15 protein-coding genes are annotated in these 14,712 nt (G+C 63.7%); 9 read left to right on the top strand and 6 right to left on the bottom strand.

Annotated features, from left to right (window positions below; all coding sequences use genetic code 11):
• Positions 1 to 16 precede the first annotated feature (16 nt).
• The 8 genes from gltA to ACVIIV_RS23940 all read left to right on the top strand — a co-directional run bounded on the left by gltA (position 17) and on the right by ACVIIV_RS23940 (position 8,225).
• Positions 17 to 1,318, top strand: a complete 1,302-nt coding sequence (gene gltA / locus ACVIIV_RS23975; protein WP_456746345.1) for a citrate synthase — start codon at positions 17 to 19, stop codon at positions 1,316 to 1,318.
• 177 nt (positions 1,319 to 1,495) lie between these two features.
• On the top strand, positions 1,496 to 2,674 hold the full coding sequence (locus ACVIIV_RS23970; RefSeq protein WP_456748809.1) for an ROK family transcriptional regulator: 1,179 nt from the start codon (positions 1,496 to 1,498) through the stop codon (positions 2,672 to 2,674).
• A gap of 84 nt (positions 2,675 to 2,758) precedes the next feature.
• The gene (locus ACVIIV_RS23965; RefSeq protein WP_456746344.1) at positions 2,759 to 4,045 is read left to right on the top strand and encodes an ABC transporter substrate-binding protein; all 1,287 of its coding nucleotides are present in this window, start codon (positions 2,759 to 2,761) and stop codon (positions 4,043 to 4,045) included.
• Positions 4,042 to 4,965 (top strand): carbohydrate ABC transporter permease, encoded by a 924-nt coding sequence (locus ACVIIV_RS23960; RefSeq protein ID WP_456746343.1) that lies wholly within the window; start codon positions 4,042 to 4,044, stop codon positions 4,963 to 4,965. The genes ACVIIV_RS23965 and ACVIIV_RS23960 overlap by 4 nt, the downstream gene beginning before the upstream one ends.
• Positions 4,958 to 5,815 carry a carbohydrate ABC transporter permease gene (locus tag ACVIIV_RS23955; protein ID WP_456746342.1) on the top strand — a complete coding sequence of 286 codons (858 nt, stop codon included), beginning with the start codon at positions 4,958 to 4,960 and terminating at the stop codon, positions 5,813 to 5,815. The genes ACVIIV_RS23960 and ACVIIV_RS23955 overlap by 8 nt, the downstream gene beginning before the upstream one ends.
• A gap of 10 nt (positions 5,816 to 5,825) precedes the next feature.
• Positions 5,826 to 6,935: an ABC transporter ATP-binding protein gene (locus ACVIIV_RS23950; RefSeq protein ID WP_456746341.1), complete on the top strand. Its 1,110-nt coding sequence runs from the start codon at positions 5,826 to 5,828 to the stop codon at positions 6,933 to 6,935.
• Positions 6,932 to 7,699: an SDR family NAD(P)-dependent oxidoreductase gene (locus ACVIIV_RS23945; protein ID WP_456746340.1), complete on the top strand. Its 768-nt coding sequence runs from the start codon at positions 6,932 to 6,934 to the stop codon at positions 7,697 to 7,699. The genes ACVIIV_RS23950 and ACVIIV_RS23945 overlap by 4 nt, the downstream gene beginning before the upstream one ends.
• A 208-nt stretch (positions 7,700 to 7,907) precedes the next feature.
• On the top strand, positions 7,908 to 8,225 hold the full coding sequence (locus ACVIIV_RS23940; RefSeq protein ID WP_456746339.1) for a hypothetical protein: 318 nt from the start codon (positions 7,908 to 7,910) through the stop codon (positions 8,223 to 8,225).
• 343 nt (positions 8,226 to 8,568) lie between these two features.
• On the opposite strand, the gene ACVIIV_RS23935 is transcribed toward ACVIIV_RS23940, so the two are convergent.
• The 4 genes from ACVIIV_RS23935 to lpxA form a co-directional block, all read right to left on the bottom strand.
• Positions 8,569 to 9,561 carry a glycosyltransferase family 2 protein gene (locus tag ACVIIV_RS23935; RefSeq protein ID WP_456746338.1) on the bottom strand — a complete coding sequence of 331 codons (993 nt, stop codon included), beginning with the start codon at positions 9,559 to 9,561 and terminating at the stop codon, positions 8,569 to 8,571.
• 243 nt (positions 9,562 to 9,804) lie between these two features.
• Positions 9,805 to 10,989 carry a lipid-A-disaccharide synthase gene (lpxB, locus tag ACVIIV_RS23930; protein WP_456746337.1) on the bottom strand — a complete coding sequence of 395 codons (1,185 nt, stop codon included), beginning with the start codon at positions 10,987 to 10,989 and terminating at the stop codon, positions 9,805 to 9,807.
• Positions 10,986 to 11,843 carry an LpxI family protein gene (locus tag ACVIIV_RS23925; RefSeq protein ID WP_456748808.1) on the bottom strand — a complete coding sequence of 286 codons (858 nt, stop codon included), beginning with the start codon at positions 11,841 to 11,843 and terminating at the stop codon, positions 10,986 to 10,988. The genes lpxB and ACVIIV_RS23925 overlap by 4 nt, the downstream gene beginning before the upstream one ends.
• 19 nt (positions 11,844 to 11,862) lie before the next feature.
• A complete protein-coding gene (gene lpxA / locus ACVIIV_RS23920) occupies positions 11,863 to 12,654 on the bottom strand; it encodes an acyl-ACP--UDP-N-acetylglucosamine O-acyltransferase (RefSeq protein WP_456746336.1) in 792 nt (263 codons plus the stop codon).
• Between the two features lie 176 nt (positions 12,655 to 12,830).
• Between lpxA and ACVIIV_RS23915 the strand changes: the two genes are divergently transcribed.
• Positions 12,831 to 13,175, top strand: a complete 345-nt coding sequence (locus ACVIIV_RS23915) for a KTSC domain-containing protein (RefSeq protein ID WP_456746335.1) — start codon at positions 12,831 to 12,833, stop codon at positions 13,173 to 13,175.
• Between the two features lie 6 nt (positions 13,176 to 13,181).
• On the opposite strand, the gene fabZ is transcribed toward ACVIIV_RS23915, so the two are convergent.
• Together fabZ and lpxD are read right to left on the bottom strand one after the other, a co-directional pair.
• Positions 13,182 to 13,643 carry a 3-hydroxyacyl-ACP dehydratase FabZ gene (gene fabZ / locus ACVIIV_RS23910; protein WP_024341283.1) on the bottom strand — a complete coding sequence of 154 codons (462 nt, stop codon included), beginning with the start codon at positions 13,641 to 13,643 and terminating at the stop codon, positions 13,182 to 13,184.
• Positions 13,640 to 14,707 (bottom strand): UDP-3-O-(3-hydroxymyristoyl)glucosamine N-acyltransferase, encoded by a 1,068-nt coding sequence (lpxD, locus tag ACVIIV_RS23905; RefSeq protein WP_456746334.1) that lies wholly within the window; start codon positions 14,705 to 14,707, stop codon positions 13,640 to 13,642. The genes fabZ and lpxD overlap by 4 nt, the downstream gene beginning before the upstream one ends.
• Between the last annotated feature and the right edge of the window lie 5 nt (positions 14,708 to 14,712).

Below are 14,712 nucleotides of genomic sequence, written 5' to 3'. Positions count from 1 at the left end.
ACATCGGGGACCTCTGATGGACGCAAAACCAAGCTCAAAGACCGCGACGCTGACGGTCGGAAACAAGAATTACGATCTCCCGATCCTCAGCGGCAGCGTCGGGCCTGATGTCATCGATATCGGCAAGCTGTACGGCCAGTCCGGCCTGTTCACCTACGATCCGGGCTTCACCTCGACCGCGAGCTGCCAGTCCAAGATCACCTATATCGACGGCGATGCGGGCGTGCTGGAATACCGCGGCTACCCGATCGAGCAGCTCGCCGAGCACGGCGACTTCCTGGAGACCTGCTATCTCCTGCTGTACGGGAACCTGCCGACCGCCACGCAGAAGAAGGATTTCGATTACCGCGTGACCCATCACACGATGGTGCACGAGCAGATGGCCCGCTTCTTCCAGGGCTTCCGTCGCGATGCCCATCCGATGGCAATCATGGTTGCGGCGGTCGGCGCGCTGGCCGCGTTCTATCACGACTCGACCGACATCAACGATCCCAAGCAGCGCATGGTCGCCTCCATGCGCATGATCGCCAAGATCCCGACGCTGGCGGCGATGGCCTACAAGTACACCGTCGGCCAGCCCTTCGTGTATCCGAAGAACTCGCTGCGCTTTGCCGAGAACTTCCTGAACATGTGCTTCGCAGTGCCCTGCGAAGATTATAAGGTCAGCCCGGTTCTCGCCGACGCGCTGGAGAAGATCTTCATCCTGCACGCCGACCACGAGCAGAACGCCTCGACCTCGACGGTCCGCATCGCCGGCTCCTCCGGCGCCAACCCGTTCGCCTGCATCGCGGCCGGCATCGCTTGCCTGTGGGGCCCGGCGCACGGCGGCGCCAACGAAGCCGCGCTCAACATGCTCTACGAGATCGGCACGGTCGACAAGATCCCCGAGTTCATCGCCAAGGTAAAGGACAAGAACTCGGAAGTCCGCCTGATGGGCTTCGGTCACCGCGTCTACAAGAACTACGATCCGCGCGCCAAGATCATGCAGAAGATGTGTCACGCCGTGCTCAAGGAGACCGGCCATGGTGACGATCCGATGCTGAAGGTGGCGATGGAGCTCGAGAAGATCGCGCTCAGCGACCAGTACTTCATCGAGCGCAAGCTCTACCCGAACGTCGACTTCTATTCGGGCATCACCCTGAAGGCGATGGGCTTCCCGGTCTCGATGTTCACCGTGCTGTTCGCGGTCGCCCGCACCGTCGGCTGGATCAGCCAATGGAGCGAGATGATCGAGGATCCCCACCAGAAGATCGGCCGTCCGCGCCAGCTCTACACCGGCGTCGCCAAGCGCGATTACGTGCCGATCGACAAGCGCTAACAATCGGCCATAACGGCTTCGAAACGGCGCCATCGAAAGATGGCGCCGTTTTCGTTTGCGGGGCCGCCAACCGTGCTGCCGTGCACAACAACAAGTCGGCCCACCAGACCGGCAAGCACTTGACAGCCGAAACGCTCCGCGCGCAAATTCTTACACTAAGTAAGAATGACCGCAGGGATGGAAATGCCGGAGCAGCCGAGAAGTCGGCGGCAGACGCGCGCTGCCATTTTGACTCATCTGCTTCAGTCGGGCGGCTCGTTTCGTCCGCCTCTGGCCAAGGCCGTGCGCCTGTCGGAAGCGAGCCTGTCGCGCATCCTGTTTGACCTGAAGGCCGAAGGCCTGATCGAGGAAGTGCGGCGCCCTGCCCCTTACGTCGGCGGCCCGACCGGTCTCGTGTCACTCGATGGCTCGGTGGCGCTGGCAGCCGTCGAGCTGACCGCGCAATGGCTCAGCGTCGGCGTCGGCGGCCTCTCGGGCGAGCTGCACTACACGGAGCGTCTGCCATTGCGGAAGGCGCCCACGGTCGAAACGGTCGGCCGCGTGTTCCACGAGGCGATGACATTGCTGCGCGATTGGACACGCCGCCGCCGCATCACGCTCGCACAGATCGGCGTCTCCATTCCGGGCCTCGGCCGGTTGACCGTATCCGGCAACCCGATCATTCCCTGCGATGTCGGACGTATCAGCGACATGATCGGCGAGATGTTTGCCGGGGTGCCGCTGGAATTCACCAATTCAGTCGTGGCGCACGCCACCTTTCACCGCTGCCGCACGCAGAACTATCCGTTCAGCGACACGCATCTGTTCGTCCTGGTCAGCCATGGCGTTGCCGGCGCCTGGATGGATGATCCGGCCGAGGCCGACGCCCTGCAACCGATTGAACTCGGCCACATGGTGTTCGGGCCTGAGGGACCGCGCTGCCGCTGCGGCCACCACGGCTGCGTCGAGGCTTATACCTCGCTTCCCGCTTTGGCCGAGCTCCTCGGCGTTTCCGGCGCCGAATTGCTCCAGCTCGGCAACGAATGGGTGCACACGATCCCGCTCTCGGCGCGCGTGCGCCAGGAATTGCGGCGGCGGTTGTTCCGGCTTGGTCTGGCGATCGGCAACACTCTGAACGTGAAGCCATGCGGCGGCGTCGCGATCAGCGGCTGGCCGTCGCTTCTGTCTGGAGAGGATCGGAAGGCGGTGGTCGATGGAATCGACGCCTGCCTGCTGGGCGGACGCAAACTAGCGCAACTATCCCTCGCCTTCGTGCCGCCCTCGACGGGTAATGATCCGCAGGCCGCACTCGCTTTCGCCGCCTTTTGTCTGGCCAGCCGTGGCGGGATGCCCGCCACTTCGACGGAGGCTGCCTGACATGTCCTAAGCCGCGCGGCCTGAACGCGCTAATAAAATGCGCAAGGAATTGCGCAAAGCACTTCATACCGGGAGGAACTTGCCATGCCGATCACAACAACACGGCGTCGTCTGCTCGCTGGATCTGCTGCCGCGCTCGCGTTGCCGGCATTTGCCCGCGCGCAAGGCGCGGTCAAGCCGCGCCTGACCGCGATCTCGCAATGGTCTGCGGGCAGCGATGGGGCGGCCATCACGGCGCTCGGCAAGAAGTTCGAGGAGAAAGGCGGTGTTTGGCAGCACTCGCCCGTCCCCGGCTTCACCACCGAGATGATGAACAAGCTGCGCGCACAGATCATGGCCGGCGATCCGCCGGCCTGCTCGCAACTCAAAGGTCCCGAGATTGCAGCCTGGTCGAAGATTGCCCCGACCGTCGATCTCGACAGCGTCGTCGCCGCCGCCGGTTACGAAAAGGTCGTCGCTCCAGACCTCGCACGATTGCACAAGCCGGCGGGCAAATGGATTGCCCTGCCGTTGCAGATCTACAGCACCAACATGCTTTTCCTGTCCAAACGCGCGATGGACAAGGCCAAGGCCGACAAGATCCCCGTCACCTGGGCAGACTTCAATGACCTTGCCGAAAAGATGAAGGCGGGTGGCGTCAACCATCCCATCGCCAACGGTGGTACCCGCCCGGACGACGGGCAAAAATTCGAGGCCGCTCTGGCGGGCATCAGTCCCACCGCATACCGCGCCGCCATCATGAATCTCGACAAGAAGGCTCTGGAGGGTCCGGAGATCAAGGCCGCGTTCACGCAGGTACGCAAGATCGCCGACTGGATGGATCCCAACGTCGGCGCCCAACATTTCTCCACCAACCTGAAGCGCTTCATCGACGGCGACATGGGCATGATGATCATGGGCGGATGGGCGCAGGGCGTGTTGCGCAATGCCGGTTTCAAGTTCGAGGACTTCATGATTGCGCCAGGCCCCAGCGACAACAGCAAGCCGGTCTTCCTGTTGAATGCCGATGCCTTCATATTCTGGCAGCGCAAGGAGCCCGACCTGCAAGCCGGCCAGACGCTGATGGCCCAGCTCGTCATGGATCCGGTGATCCAGACGATGTATTCGCAGATCACGGGATCGATCCCCGTGCGCACCGATGTCGATCTTTCCGGTGAAGGCTGGTCGGACGGTCAACGGCGGACCGCAGCAGCTCTGAAAGAGGCCATCGCCAGCAACCAGGCGGTCCTGAGCCTTGCGCACAACATGGCGCAGGAAAACGGAATGACCGCAGCGATGATCGACGTGATCACGGAGTACGTGAAGAACAAGACGATCAAGCCGGAGCAAGCGGCCACCCGCCTGGCCGAGGCTGTCGAGGGCGCACGTTGACCAATGCCGTCTTGACAAGACCGGGCCGGCCGGCGACTTCTGAATTGGTTCGCCGGCTGCCCGAATATCTGATGATCTGGGTGCCGCTGCTGCTGTCCGCCGCGCACCTCGTGTCGTTCTCGCTGTGGACGATCTGGATATCGTTCACGCCGTCCACTCTGGTCCCGGTCTCCGGCTGGGTGGGCTTGCGCAACTACACGGCGGTCGCGGCATCGCGCAACTGGCAGATCGCCTTCGACAATTTGCTGCTGTTTGGCAGCGCTTTCGTGCTGCTGAGCGCAGCGACCGGCCTCATGCTTGCGATCCTGCTCGATCAGCGCATTCGCGGCGAGAACGTGCTGCGATCCATCTTCCTCTATCCACTGGCCGTGTCGTTCGTGGTCACCGGCACCGTCTGGAGCTGGCTGCTCAACCCTGGTCTTGGTATCCAGAAGCTGGTTCACGACCTCGGCTGGACCTCCTTCAAGTTCGACTGGCTGATCGACCGCGACATGGCGATCTGGACCATTGTCATCGCAGCGATCTGGCAATCCTCCGGCTTCGCCATGGCGCTCTTCCTTGCCGGCCTCCGCTCCGTCGACACCGACATCATCAAGGCCGCGCAGATCGACGGCGCGGGACCGGTCCGAATCTACCGGCGCATCATTCTGCCGTCGCTTTGGCCGATCACCATCACCGTCGTCGTGATCCAGTTGCAGTTCGCGATTTCGACGTTCGACCTCGTGCGCGCGCTCACCAATGGTGGGCCGGGAATTGCGACCCAGCTGCCGGCACTCGTCGTCTACGACCTGATGTTCCAGCGCAGCCTGCTCGGCCGGGGCGCGGCTGCGGCGGTGCTCATGTTGCTCATTCTTCTCGCGGTGCTGCTGCCCTATGCGGCATGGCGATATTTCCAGCGACGGCGAGCCCATCATGCCTGACCGCAGCTTCGCACCAAGCCGGATTTTGATCTATCTCGCCGTTGCATTGATCGCCGCGGCCTGGCTCGCGCCGTTGGTCGTTGTGGTGCTGAACTCGCTCCGCAGCAACGAGGAGATCGCGCAGGCCTCGATGATCGGCTGGCCGCAGCAATGGGCCTGGAGCAATTACGCCGTCGCCTGGAGCGGCTTCTGTGTCGCCGAGACTTGCGCCGGCATTCGGCCATACATGTTGAATTCCGCGCTCGTCACGATTCCCGCGACGATCTTCTCGACCATGCTCGGTGCGATCGCCGGTTACGCCGTGTCGCTCTGGCGCTTTCGCGGCGACAACTGGATCTACGGCATCGTGACCCTCGGCCTCTTCTTGCCCCAGCAGATGCGCCTGCTGCCCTGGACCATCGTGCTGCGGGACATCGGTCTCATCAACACGCTGACGGGCCTCGTGCTGATTCACACCATCCAGGGGCTCTCCTTCACCACGCTGTTCTGCCGAAACTATTATGTCGCCATTCCCCAAGAGTTGATCAGGGCCGCGCGCATCGACGGTGCCGGGTTCTTTCGCATTTTCTGGCGCATCATCCTGCCGCTCTCGGCTCCCATCCTGATCGTCACGGTGATCTGGCAGTTCACACACATCTGGAATGAGTTCCTCTACGGCGTGACGTTCACGACCGGCCAGCAGCAGCCCGTCACGGCGGCTCTGATCGCGCTATCTGCCGCAGTCGCAGATATCCCGCAGCATGGCGTGCAGAGCGCCGCGGTGATCATCGCTGCGCTGCCCACGCTGTTGATCTATCTCCTCGGCGGCAAGTACTTCGTCCGCGGCCTGACTGCCGGGGCCGTGAAATGATGGGGTCGTCATGGCAGCACTGAGCATCCGCGCCCTGTCCAAGCGCTACGCCAATCTGGAGGTGCTGAAGGGCATCGATCTCGACATCGAGAGCGGCGAGTTCACCGTGCTGGTCGGACCGTCCGGCTGCGGCAAGTCCACGCTGCTCAACATCGTCGCCGGGCTCGACCGCCCGAGCGCGGGGACGATCGAGATCGGCGGACGCGTCGTCAACGATGTCGCGCCCAAGGACCGCGACATCGCCATGGTGTTCCAGTCCTACGCGCTCTATCCCTCGATGACGGTGCGCCAGAACATCACCTTCGGCATGGAATGCCGAGGCGTCGCCAAGGCGGAGCAGGAGAAGGCGGTCGCGAACGTGGCCAAGCTGCTCCAGATCGAGCCGCTGCTCGGCCGCAAGCCGTCGCAACTGTCCGGCGGCCAGCGCCAGCGCGTAGCGATGGGCCGGGCGCTGGTGCGCAATCCCCTGCTCTTCCTGTTCGACGAGCCGCTCTCCAATCTCGACGCCAAGCTGCGCGTCGAGATGCGGATGGAGATCAAGCGCCTGCACCAGCGCATCGGCGCCACCATCGTCTATGTCACCCACGACCAGATCGAGGCGATGACGATGGCGACGCGGATCGCCGTGATGCATCAAGGCAGCGTGCAGCAATTTGCCGACCCCGACACCGTGTACCGCTACCCCGCCAATCTGTTCGTCGCGCGCTTCATGGGCTCGCCGCCGATGAACACCATGCCGGCGCGGCTCGAGGCCGCGAATGACGGGCCGGTGGTCGTGATCGGCGCGGGGCGAGCCGACGAGGTTCGTCTGCGCCTGAGGGGATATGACGCTGCGGCACCCTATGTCGGGCGCGAGGTGGTGTTCGGGATCAGGCCGGAATGCATTGCCGAGGGCAGCCGCACGTTTTCCAGCGATGCGCCTGTCCTCGTCAACGCGCCGGTGGAGTTGGTCGAGCCGACCGGCGCCGAGACGATGGTGTTGCTGCGGCTCGGGGGTGAGCCCGCGATGGCGCGGATCTCGCCGGATATCCGCCCCGCGCCCGGCACGTCCGCCGCCTTCGCGCTCGACACACGCCGCATTTGCCTATTCGACCCCGAGACGGAGCGACTGATCGCATGACGAAGACGACCTATTCAGGCCTTGCGGGCCGCGTGGTGTTGATCACCGGAGGCGCCAGCGGCATCGGCGCCGCCTTCGTCCGGGCCTTCGCGGCCCAGGGCGCCCGGGTCGCCTTCTTCGACATCGACGCGGACGCCGGCGAAACGCTGGCGCGGGAAGTGGCGGCTTTGTCCGTGACCGCGCCGCTGTTCGTGCCGTGCGATCTCCTCGACATCGACGCCTTGCACAGCGGGATGGCAGAAATTCATCGTTCGCTCGGTGATGCCGCCGTTCTCGTCAACAACGCCGCCAACGACCAGCGCCAGGTTCTGTCCGAGGTCACGCCGGCCGAATTCGACTGGATGATCGGCGTCAATCTCAAGCACGTCTTCTTCGCAGCGCAGGCGGTGGTGCCGCAAATGCGGGCGCGCGGTGGCGGCTCGATCATCAACATGTCATCGATCGCATGGATGCGCGGCGCGCCGGCGCTGCCGGTCTACGCCGCGGCAAAAGCGGCGATCGTCGGCTTCACCAACTCGCTGGCGCGGTCGGTTGGCCCCGACCGCATTCGCGTCAACGCGATCGCACCGGGCATGGTGATCACCGAGCGCCAGCGCCGGCTATGGTATCCCGACGCGCAAGTCATCGCCGAGATGCGCGCGCGTCAGGCCGTGCCCGACGCGGTGACGCCCGACGACATCGCCAACATGGCGCTGTTCCTCGCCTCCGACGAGAGCCAGCGCATCACCAGCCAGTGCTTACGGGTCGACGCGGGCCTCGGTTAGGGCGTGTACTCATGAAATCGTTTCGGGTCCGCTTTGCTGTTCGAGTGAGACGCCAAACACACACATCAATGCATGCCGCTGGGCCAATCGGCGCCTTGAGCGCAGCCCACCTGATCGCAAGATGTGATTTTCGACAATAGCTATTGGAACTAGGAAACCTTGGGAAGTTCGCGCGTTTAGGGGCCGGAGCAAGCCATGGAGGAGAACCATGCGAACAGCAATTCTCGCATTGATTGTAGCTGCCGCAAGCGCAATTAGCTTCCAAGCAACGGCCCAACAGCAAAAGGCCGCACCCAGTGACCAAACCAAGGAGGAGATGCACCGTGATGTAGACCAAGGGCTCAAGGCTGGCGAGCCCAACGAGCAGATGCAGCGTGAAGCGGACAAAGGGATCAAGACCCGCAACTCCGGAGAGTCCGGATACGTGGCCGATCAAGACAAGCCGGCCGCTTCTGCGCATCCTCCGGGACGACCGGGAAGTGAGCAGACCACGGGTTCAGGTGGCCAGACCAGCGCTCCGAAATAGAACCCTTAGCGATGCGTTCTAGGTCGGTCACGAGTTGCATGGCGCCCAGAAGTGGCCAGCGTCCAACTTCGCGTTCGGGCCCTGCTTGGCGTGTCAACCTAAAGCGGAACGGCTTAGGTTGAATCGATCGCTGTGGCGCGTTTACGTCTCCCGCGAGAGGCGTAGACCGCCTCCGGCGGCCGTCATCTCTAAAGACGCCGAGGCAAAGCCTCGGCTATGGCGAAGCGCTGGGTGACGGCTTTCACGTCTCGGGTCACCATCAGGAAGCAGACCTCGCGGCGCCCCGAGCTAAGGTCAGCCACGGGCCAAAAGCGAAGATGACGCCCCATTCGCTTTAGCAGACTCAGCGGTCCTCGTTCTGGAAGATAGATCTAAGCCACTCAACTGAAGGCCGCACCAGCAGCCAACCTCGCAACCCAAGAGCCTTCTTGCAAGCGAGCAACCACCACCGGCGCGTTCCTCGAACGCTGGGATCGATGCTCACCGCAAGCTTCGAAAGGCGTGCTGAGCTTTCCATCGCTCCTTCGTTGAAGGCAGCGCTTGCGCAGCGGATCGCTTCAAGCGCCAACATGTGGATCAACCAGGCACGAAGATCATCAGCGTTCGTCAACCTGGCGGCGCAACTATTCAGGAAGTGTTCAATCGCCGCCTTGCGTTGGAGCAGGTCTTGCTCCCGCGAAGGCTCACTTGACATATTGGCCGAGTGCGATCGATACACGGCTTGATCAGCAGCAATGACCCCCACGTCGCCGTGTGCGGCGAGCCGCAACCACATTTCCATATCAGAGGCGTAGGGCAAGTCAGCCAAATACCCGCCCACTCTTTTCTGCAGGCTCGTGCGAACCACTACGGTCGGTGACAGCACAATGTTTCTTGCGCCGCTCAGTGCAATGAAATCACGTCCGGACAAAACGTGGGTTCTGGATCCCACTCCTGTTCTACGGCGCGAACTCTCCCCTCGTTGATCCAGGACAACCGCGCCTCCGAAGGTGAAAGCGACAGAAGGATAGTCGTCCATCAGATCGGCCGATCTCTTGAGGGCACCGGGCAGCAGGTAATCGTCCGCAGACAGCAAAAGCATGTAGTCGGCTCTCACCCAGGCGATGCCTTCGTTGGCGGTAGCGATGAGACCTTGATTCGAGGTGTGCCTGCGGTAATTGGCGCGGGGATCGGAGCCAACTAACTCTTGCGCAACTTCCGCAGTATTGTCGGGCGACGCATCATCGATGATCAGCACGCGCAATTCGGGACCGCATTGCCTCAAAACGCTCTCGACGCACTCTCGCAGGAAGTGCCCGTACCGGAAGCAGGGAACAACGACGTCTACGGAGCTCACGTTTATTGTCGGATTCCACCGACTCACAAAAAGCGTCGAGATCTATCTGTTCAATGAAATATGATTGAATGGGTTCCTGGCCCGCTGCCACGACAGGTCGTTCATCTGCTGCTTTCAACGCTGCGGATCAAATCCCGCTCCTTTCAGGGTACCCCCCCCGGGCCCGCAATGGGTCACAGATCGCCGCCAGGCCAAGTGACTTCCGCTGGGCCGTCGCAAGCAGACGTTTTATCAGTACTCGCCCTAGGTTGTTCGCCGGTCCTTGCGCATGGTCGCGAGAACGATGTCGGCGGCGAGCACGCTCGGCGATTTGTTGCCGGTCGACATGATCTGATCGAGCTTGGCGAATGCCTCGACCTGCTCCCGGCGGAGCGGCGAATCCGTCAGCAGCGCGGAGAGCGCCGGTGCCAGCTTCTCCGGCGTGCACTCCTCCTGCAAATACTCCGGAATGACATCCTTGCCGATCACGAGATTGGCGAGGATCACCGAGGAGACGCGGATGGCGCGGCGCAGGATGAACGCCTCGATGGCACCGACACGATATGCCGTCACCATCGGAATGCCTGACAGTGCGAGCTCGAGCGTCACAGTGCCGGATTTCGCCAGCGCGGCGTGCGCGATCCGGAAGGAGGCACGCCTCTCGTTCTCGCCGATCACGATGTGAGGCTTGACCGGCCAATGCGCGATGCCTTCGCGGATGGTGGCTTCGAGATGCGGCATGGTCGGCAGCATCAATTCGAACGCGCAGCCCTCAGCCTGCAAGCGGCCGAGCGTAGCGCCGAACACGTCGAGATGATGCCTGACCTCGCTTCGGCGGCTGCCGGGCAGCACCAGCAGCACGGGCGGCTCACCGTCGCGGCGCTTCTGCTCCTCCACGCTCGGCCGCAGCGAGCCCAACTGCTCGATCAGGGGATGGCCGACATAGCTGCAGGGCGGCCCGCCGAGCTTGCGATATTCCTCCGGCTCGAACGGCAACAGGCCGAGCACATGGTCGACATAACCGAGCATGGTCCGTGCCCGTCCCGGCCGCCATGCCCAGAGCTGCGGCGAGACGTAATCGACGATCGGAATCGCCGGACTGCGTGAACGCACGCGGCGTGCGACACGGTGGGTGAAGTCGGGGCTGTCGATGATGACGAGCGCGTCGGGCGCGGCCTCGGTGACGGCGTCGGCCGTCTTTCGGATCAGTCGCAGGATCTTCGGCAATTGCTGCACCACCGCGGCAAAGCCGACGATCGACAGCTCCTCGATCTGAAACTGCGATTCGAGGCCCTCGCGCGCCATGGTGCGGCCGCCGACGCCGACGAACTGCACACCATCGCCGAGCCGCTGGCGCAGCACCTTCATCAAGGCACTGCCGAGCCTGTCGCCGGATTCCTCCGTCGCGATCAGGAAGATCTTGCGCTTGGGATCGCGGTCCTGCATCACGCGGGCAGGCCGAGGACGAAGAGATATTTCGCGTCGGCAATCGCGATCATCGCTTGCGGCTCCGCGGCGATGGTATTGCCCGCAATGACGGCGATGCCGGCAAGGCCGGCGGCCGCGACGCCCTCGATCGTGCGCGGGCCGATCGTCGGCAGGTCGAAGCGCAGATCCTGGCCGCTCTTCGGCACCTTCACCAGCACGCCGCGTCCCGTGGCGGCGCGGATGCGGCCCTCCTCGCGCAGCCGCGCGACGCGGGCGAGCAGCGCGTCGGTGCCCTCGATGTCCTCGACTGCGACCACATGGCCGTCGATCACCACCGCAGCCTGGCCGATGTCGAACGGACCGAGCGCGGTCAGCACCGCTCGGCCGCGCTCGATATCGGTCTTGCTGGTGTCGCTCGGCCAGGCGCGGCTGATGCAGCCCTCGGGCATCAGCAGATCCGGCGCGACATCCTTGATGCCGACCATGCGGAAGCCGTCCTGCTCGAGGATGCGCCCGACCCCCGACAGCAGATGATCGTCGCCGCCGCGGAAGGCGCGAATGACATTGCCGAGCAGGCGCAGCGTCTTGACGTCGAAACGGATCTCGGACAGCGAGGGCCGTACCAATGTGCCGATGAAGATCAGGTCGCGGCAGCCTTCCTGGCGAAACAACCGCATCGCGCGGCCGAGCTGGCCGACCGAGATCCAGCGGTGCCGGAACTGCTCCACGCGCGCCGGATCGCAGGCCCCGCGCAACGGAAACAGCACCGGCGTGATGCCGCGCGCGGCGAGCGACTCGGCGACCGCGAACGGCATGGCGCCGCCGCCGGCGACGATGCCGACCGGTGACGAAACCTGCGAAGCCGCCGATGTCATGCCCGCGGCCATCACAGGATCACTTCGCGATGGCAGGAAGACAGAGCGGGCGCTTGCCCTTGCCGATGAAGTCGAGAATCTCGGCGATCGCGGGGTCCTCGCCCGCGAGAGGCCGCGCCGCCTCCAGCCGCTCGGCGAAGGTGCCGGGCCCGTGGAAGAGTTTCTGATAGAACGCACGCACGGTCGCGAGCCGCTGCTTGGTGAACTTGCGACGCTTCATGCCGATCAAATTGAGACTCTCCAGCACCGCATATTGGCCGTTGACCAGCCCATAAGGGATGACGTCGTCGCGCACGCCGCACACGCCTCCGACCATGACATAGGGGCCGATGCGTGTGAACTGGTGCACCGCGGACAGGCCGCCGATGTAAACGGCATCGCCGATCTCGCAGTGACCGCCGAGCGTCGCCGACGTCGCGAAGATCACGTTGTCGCCGACGATACAGTCATGACCGACATGGCTGTTGTTCATGTAATAGCCGCCGTTGCCGACGCGGGTCAGCCCGCCACCCTTGATCGTGCCGACATTCATCGTCGCACCTTCCCGGATGGTGCAGCCAGAACCGATCTCGAGCCGGGTCGGCTCACCCTTGTAACTGAGATCCTGCGGGGCGCCGCCGAGCACTGCGAATGGCGAGATCACGCAGCCATCGCCGAGCGAGGTGCGGCCGATGACGGTGACATGTCCGATCAGCTTGCAGTTCGCGCCGATCACGACGTTCGGGCCGATGATGCAATAGGGTCCGATTTCGGTACCCTCGCCGATCACGGCGCCGTCCGCGACCCGTGCGGTGGGATCAATCTTGCTCATCAAGCCAATCTTACTCGTCAAGAAGGTCTGGTTATGTATTGAAGTCGCTTGGTTTTCGGGTGGTTAGCGCGACTATGACCGATCTGTCCAGTGACGTATCATCTCGGCGTGTTTCAAGTGCCGGACGAGGCGGCCTTCCCGGCCCATCAACACGTTCATGCGGAGCTTCAACGATCGTGGTCAGGGCCCTGATCCTTCTGCTTGCACAGCTCGCGGCTACACCGATCGTGTCCGAGACGGTCGAGACCGGCGAACACCGGCTCGTCGATCTCGGGACATTTGAATGCCGGGACATCACCCGCAGCACCGTGCTTCAGCGGGTCTGCTACGATCGCGCGCAGCAGGACCTGATCGTCGCGAGCAACGGCGCCTATGACCGCTATTGCGGCGTGACCGCCGAGACGGTCGAGCGCCTCCTGGGCGCGCCGTCGATGGGCCAGTTCTTCAACCGGAATATCAAGCGCGAGACGACCGCCGGGCGCTACGCATGCCCGACGCGCGAGCCGGTCCAGAACGGTTGAATCCACTCAGTCCGTCAGCATGGCGCCGACGTCGGCCTCCGCGACGACCTGGCCGTTGACCTTGGCGTCGCCGTGAAACCACCACATGGCCTTGCGGCGCCCGAGCGAGCGCATGTGATACTCGATGGTGTCACCGGGCAGCACCGGCTTGCGAAACTTGCATTTGTCGATGGTGAGGAAATAGACCGCGCGTGGCTTCTCGGTGCCTTCGACCGACTTGATGCCGATCACGCCGGCGGTCTGCGCCATCGCCTCGATCATCATGACGCCGGGATAGACCGGGCGTTCGGGGAAATGCCCCTGGAAGGCCGGCTCGTTGAAGGTGACGTTCTTGATGCCGATGCCGCTGTAATCGGCGCGGATGTTGATCACGCGGTCGATCAGCAGCATCGGAAAACGGTGCGGCAGGGTCTGGAGGATCGCGTTGATATCCACCAGCTCGAACTTAACAGGTGATTCCGCCGTCATTCCCGTCCCTCGTCCTTCGGATCGGCCTTGCTGTCGCGTACCAGGCGCTCCACCGCGATGATCTCCTTGAACCACTGCTTGGTCGGCTTGGCGAAATGCCCGCCCCAGCGACCGCCCGGCGGGATGTCGTCCTTGACGGCGCTCATGGCCGTCACCTGAGCTCCGTCGCCGATCTTGAGGTGGTTGTTGATGCCAACCTTCGCTCCGAGCGCCACGTTGTCGCCGATGGTCAGGCTACCGGCGAGGCCGATCTGAGCCGCCAGCAGGCAGTGCCGACCGATCGTCACATTGTGGCCGATCTGGACCTGATTGTCGATTTTGGTCCCCTCGCCGATCACGGTGTCGCGCAAGGACCCACGGTCGATCGTGGTGTTGGCGCCGACCTCGACATCGTTCTGGATCAGCACCCGTCCGGTCTGCGGCACCTTCAGATGGCCCTCGGGGCCGAAAAAGATGAAGCCATAGCCGTCCTGGCCGATCGAGCAGCCGGGATGGATCAGCACATTATTCCCGATCAGGGCGCACTGGATCGCCGTGCGGGCGCCGACATTGCAGTCGCGGCCGATCTTGACGCCGGGGCCGATCACCGCTCCGACGCCGACCACGGTACCGCTGCCGATCTCGACGTCCGGGCCGATCACGGCCAGGGGATCGACGATCACACCGTCCTCGAGCCGGGCCGAGGGATCGATGACGGCGGACGGCGCGATACCGTCATTGCCGACCCAGGATTGCGGCCTCAGCGCGTCCCCATGCCACTCCCGCGCGATCCTGACGAAGGCGCGGAACGGCTGCGCCACCCGCAGCACGGCCACATGCGCGGGCACCTCGGCCTCGAAGCGCGGGCTGACCAGACAGGCACCCGCCTTGGTCGCCCTGAGCTGATCGGCATATTTGAGGTTATCGAAGAACGCCAGATGCATCGGGCCCGCTTCGTCGAGCGAAGCGAGGCCCGTGATGACGTGGCCGCCCCTCTCGGGATCGACCAGCTGCGCCTTGGTCAGCGTGGCAATCTCGGCCAACGCTGTGGCAGGCGGCTTTGTGAAAAAGATCGGCTGCGCCATTCCAC

Source organism: Bradyrhizobium sp. USDA 4354 (assembly GCF_054060315.1).
This window is presented reverse-complemented; position numbering and strand designations above follow the sequence as displayed.

What these genes read in the sequence shown, in the direction of transcription:
- ACVIIV_RS23940 (WP_456746339.1), top strand. Translation starts at nt 7,908, where the DNA reads ATGCGAACAGCAATTCTCGCATTGATTGTAGCTGCCGCAAGCGCAATT.
- ACVIIV_RS23945 (WP_456746340.1), top strand. Translation starts at nt 6,932, where the DNA reads ATGACGAAGACGACCTATTCAGGCCTTGCGGGCCGCGTGGTGTTGATC.
- lpxD (WP_456746334.1), bottom strand. Translation starts at nt 14,707, where the DNA reads ATGGCGCAGCCGATCTTTTTCACAAAGCCGCCTGCCACAGCGTTGGCC.
- ACVIIV_RS23955 (WP_456746342.1), top strand. Translation starts at nt 4,958, where the DNA reads ATGCCTGACCGCAGCTTCGCACCAAGCCGGATTTTGATCTATCTCGCC.
- ACVIIV_RS23925 (WP_456748808.1), bottom strand. Translation starts at nt 11,843, where the DNA reads ATGACATCGGCGGCTTCGCAGGTTTCGTCACCGGTCGGCATCGTCGCC.
- gltA (WP_456746345.1), top strand. Translation starts at nt 17, where the DNA reads ATGGACGCAAAACCAAGCTCAAAGACCGCGACGCTGACGGTCGGAAAC.
- lpxA (WP_456746336.1), bottom strand. Translation starts at nt 12,654, where the DNA reads ATGAGCAAGATTGATCCCACCGCACGGGTCGCGGACGGCGCCGTGATC.
- fabZ (WP_024341283.1), bottom strand. Translation starts at nt 13,643, where the DNA reads ATGACGGCGGAATCACCTGTTAAGTTCGAGCTGGTGGATATCAACGCG.
- ACVIIV_RS23950 (WP_456746341.1), top strand. Translation starts at nt 5,826, where the DNA reads ATGGCAGCACTGAGCATCCGCGCCCTGTCCAAGCGCTACGCCAATCTG.
- ACVIIV_RS23970 (WP_456748809.1), top strand. Translation starts at nt 1,496, where the DNA reads ATGGAAATGCCGGAGCAGCCGAGAAGTCGGCGGCAGACGCGCGCTGCC.
- ACVIIV_RS23965 (WP_456746344.1), top strand. Translation starts at nt 2,759, where the DNA reads ATGCCGATCACAACAACACGGCGTCGTCTGCTCGCTGGATCTGCTGCC.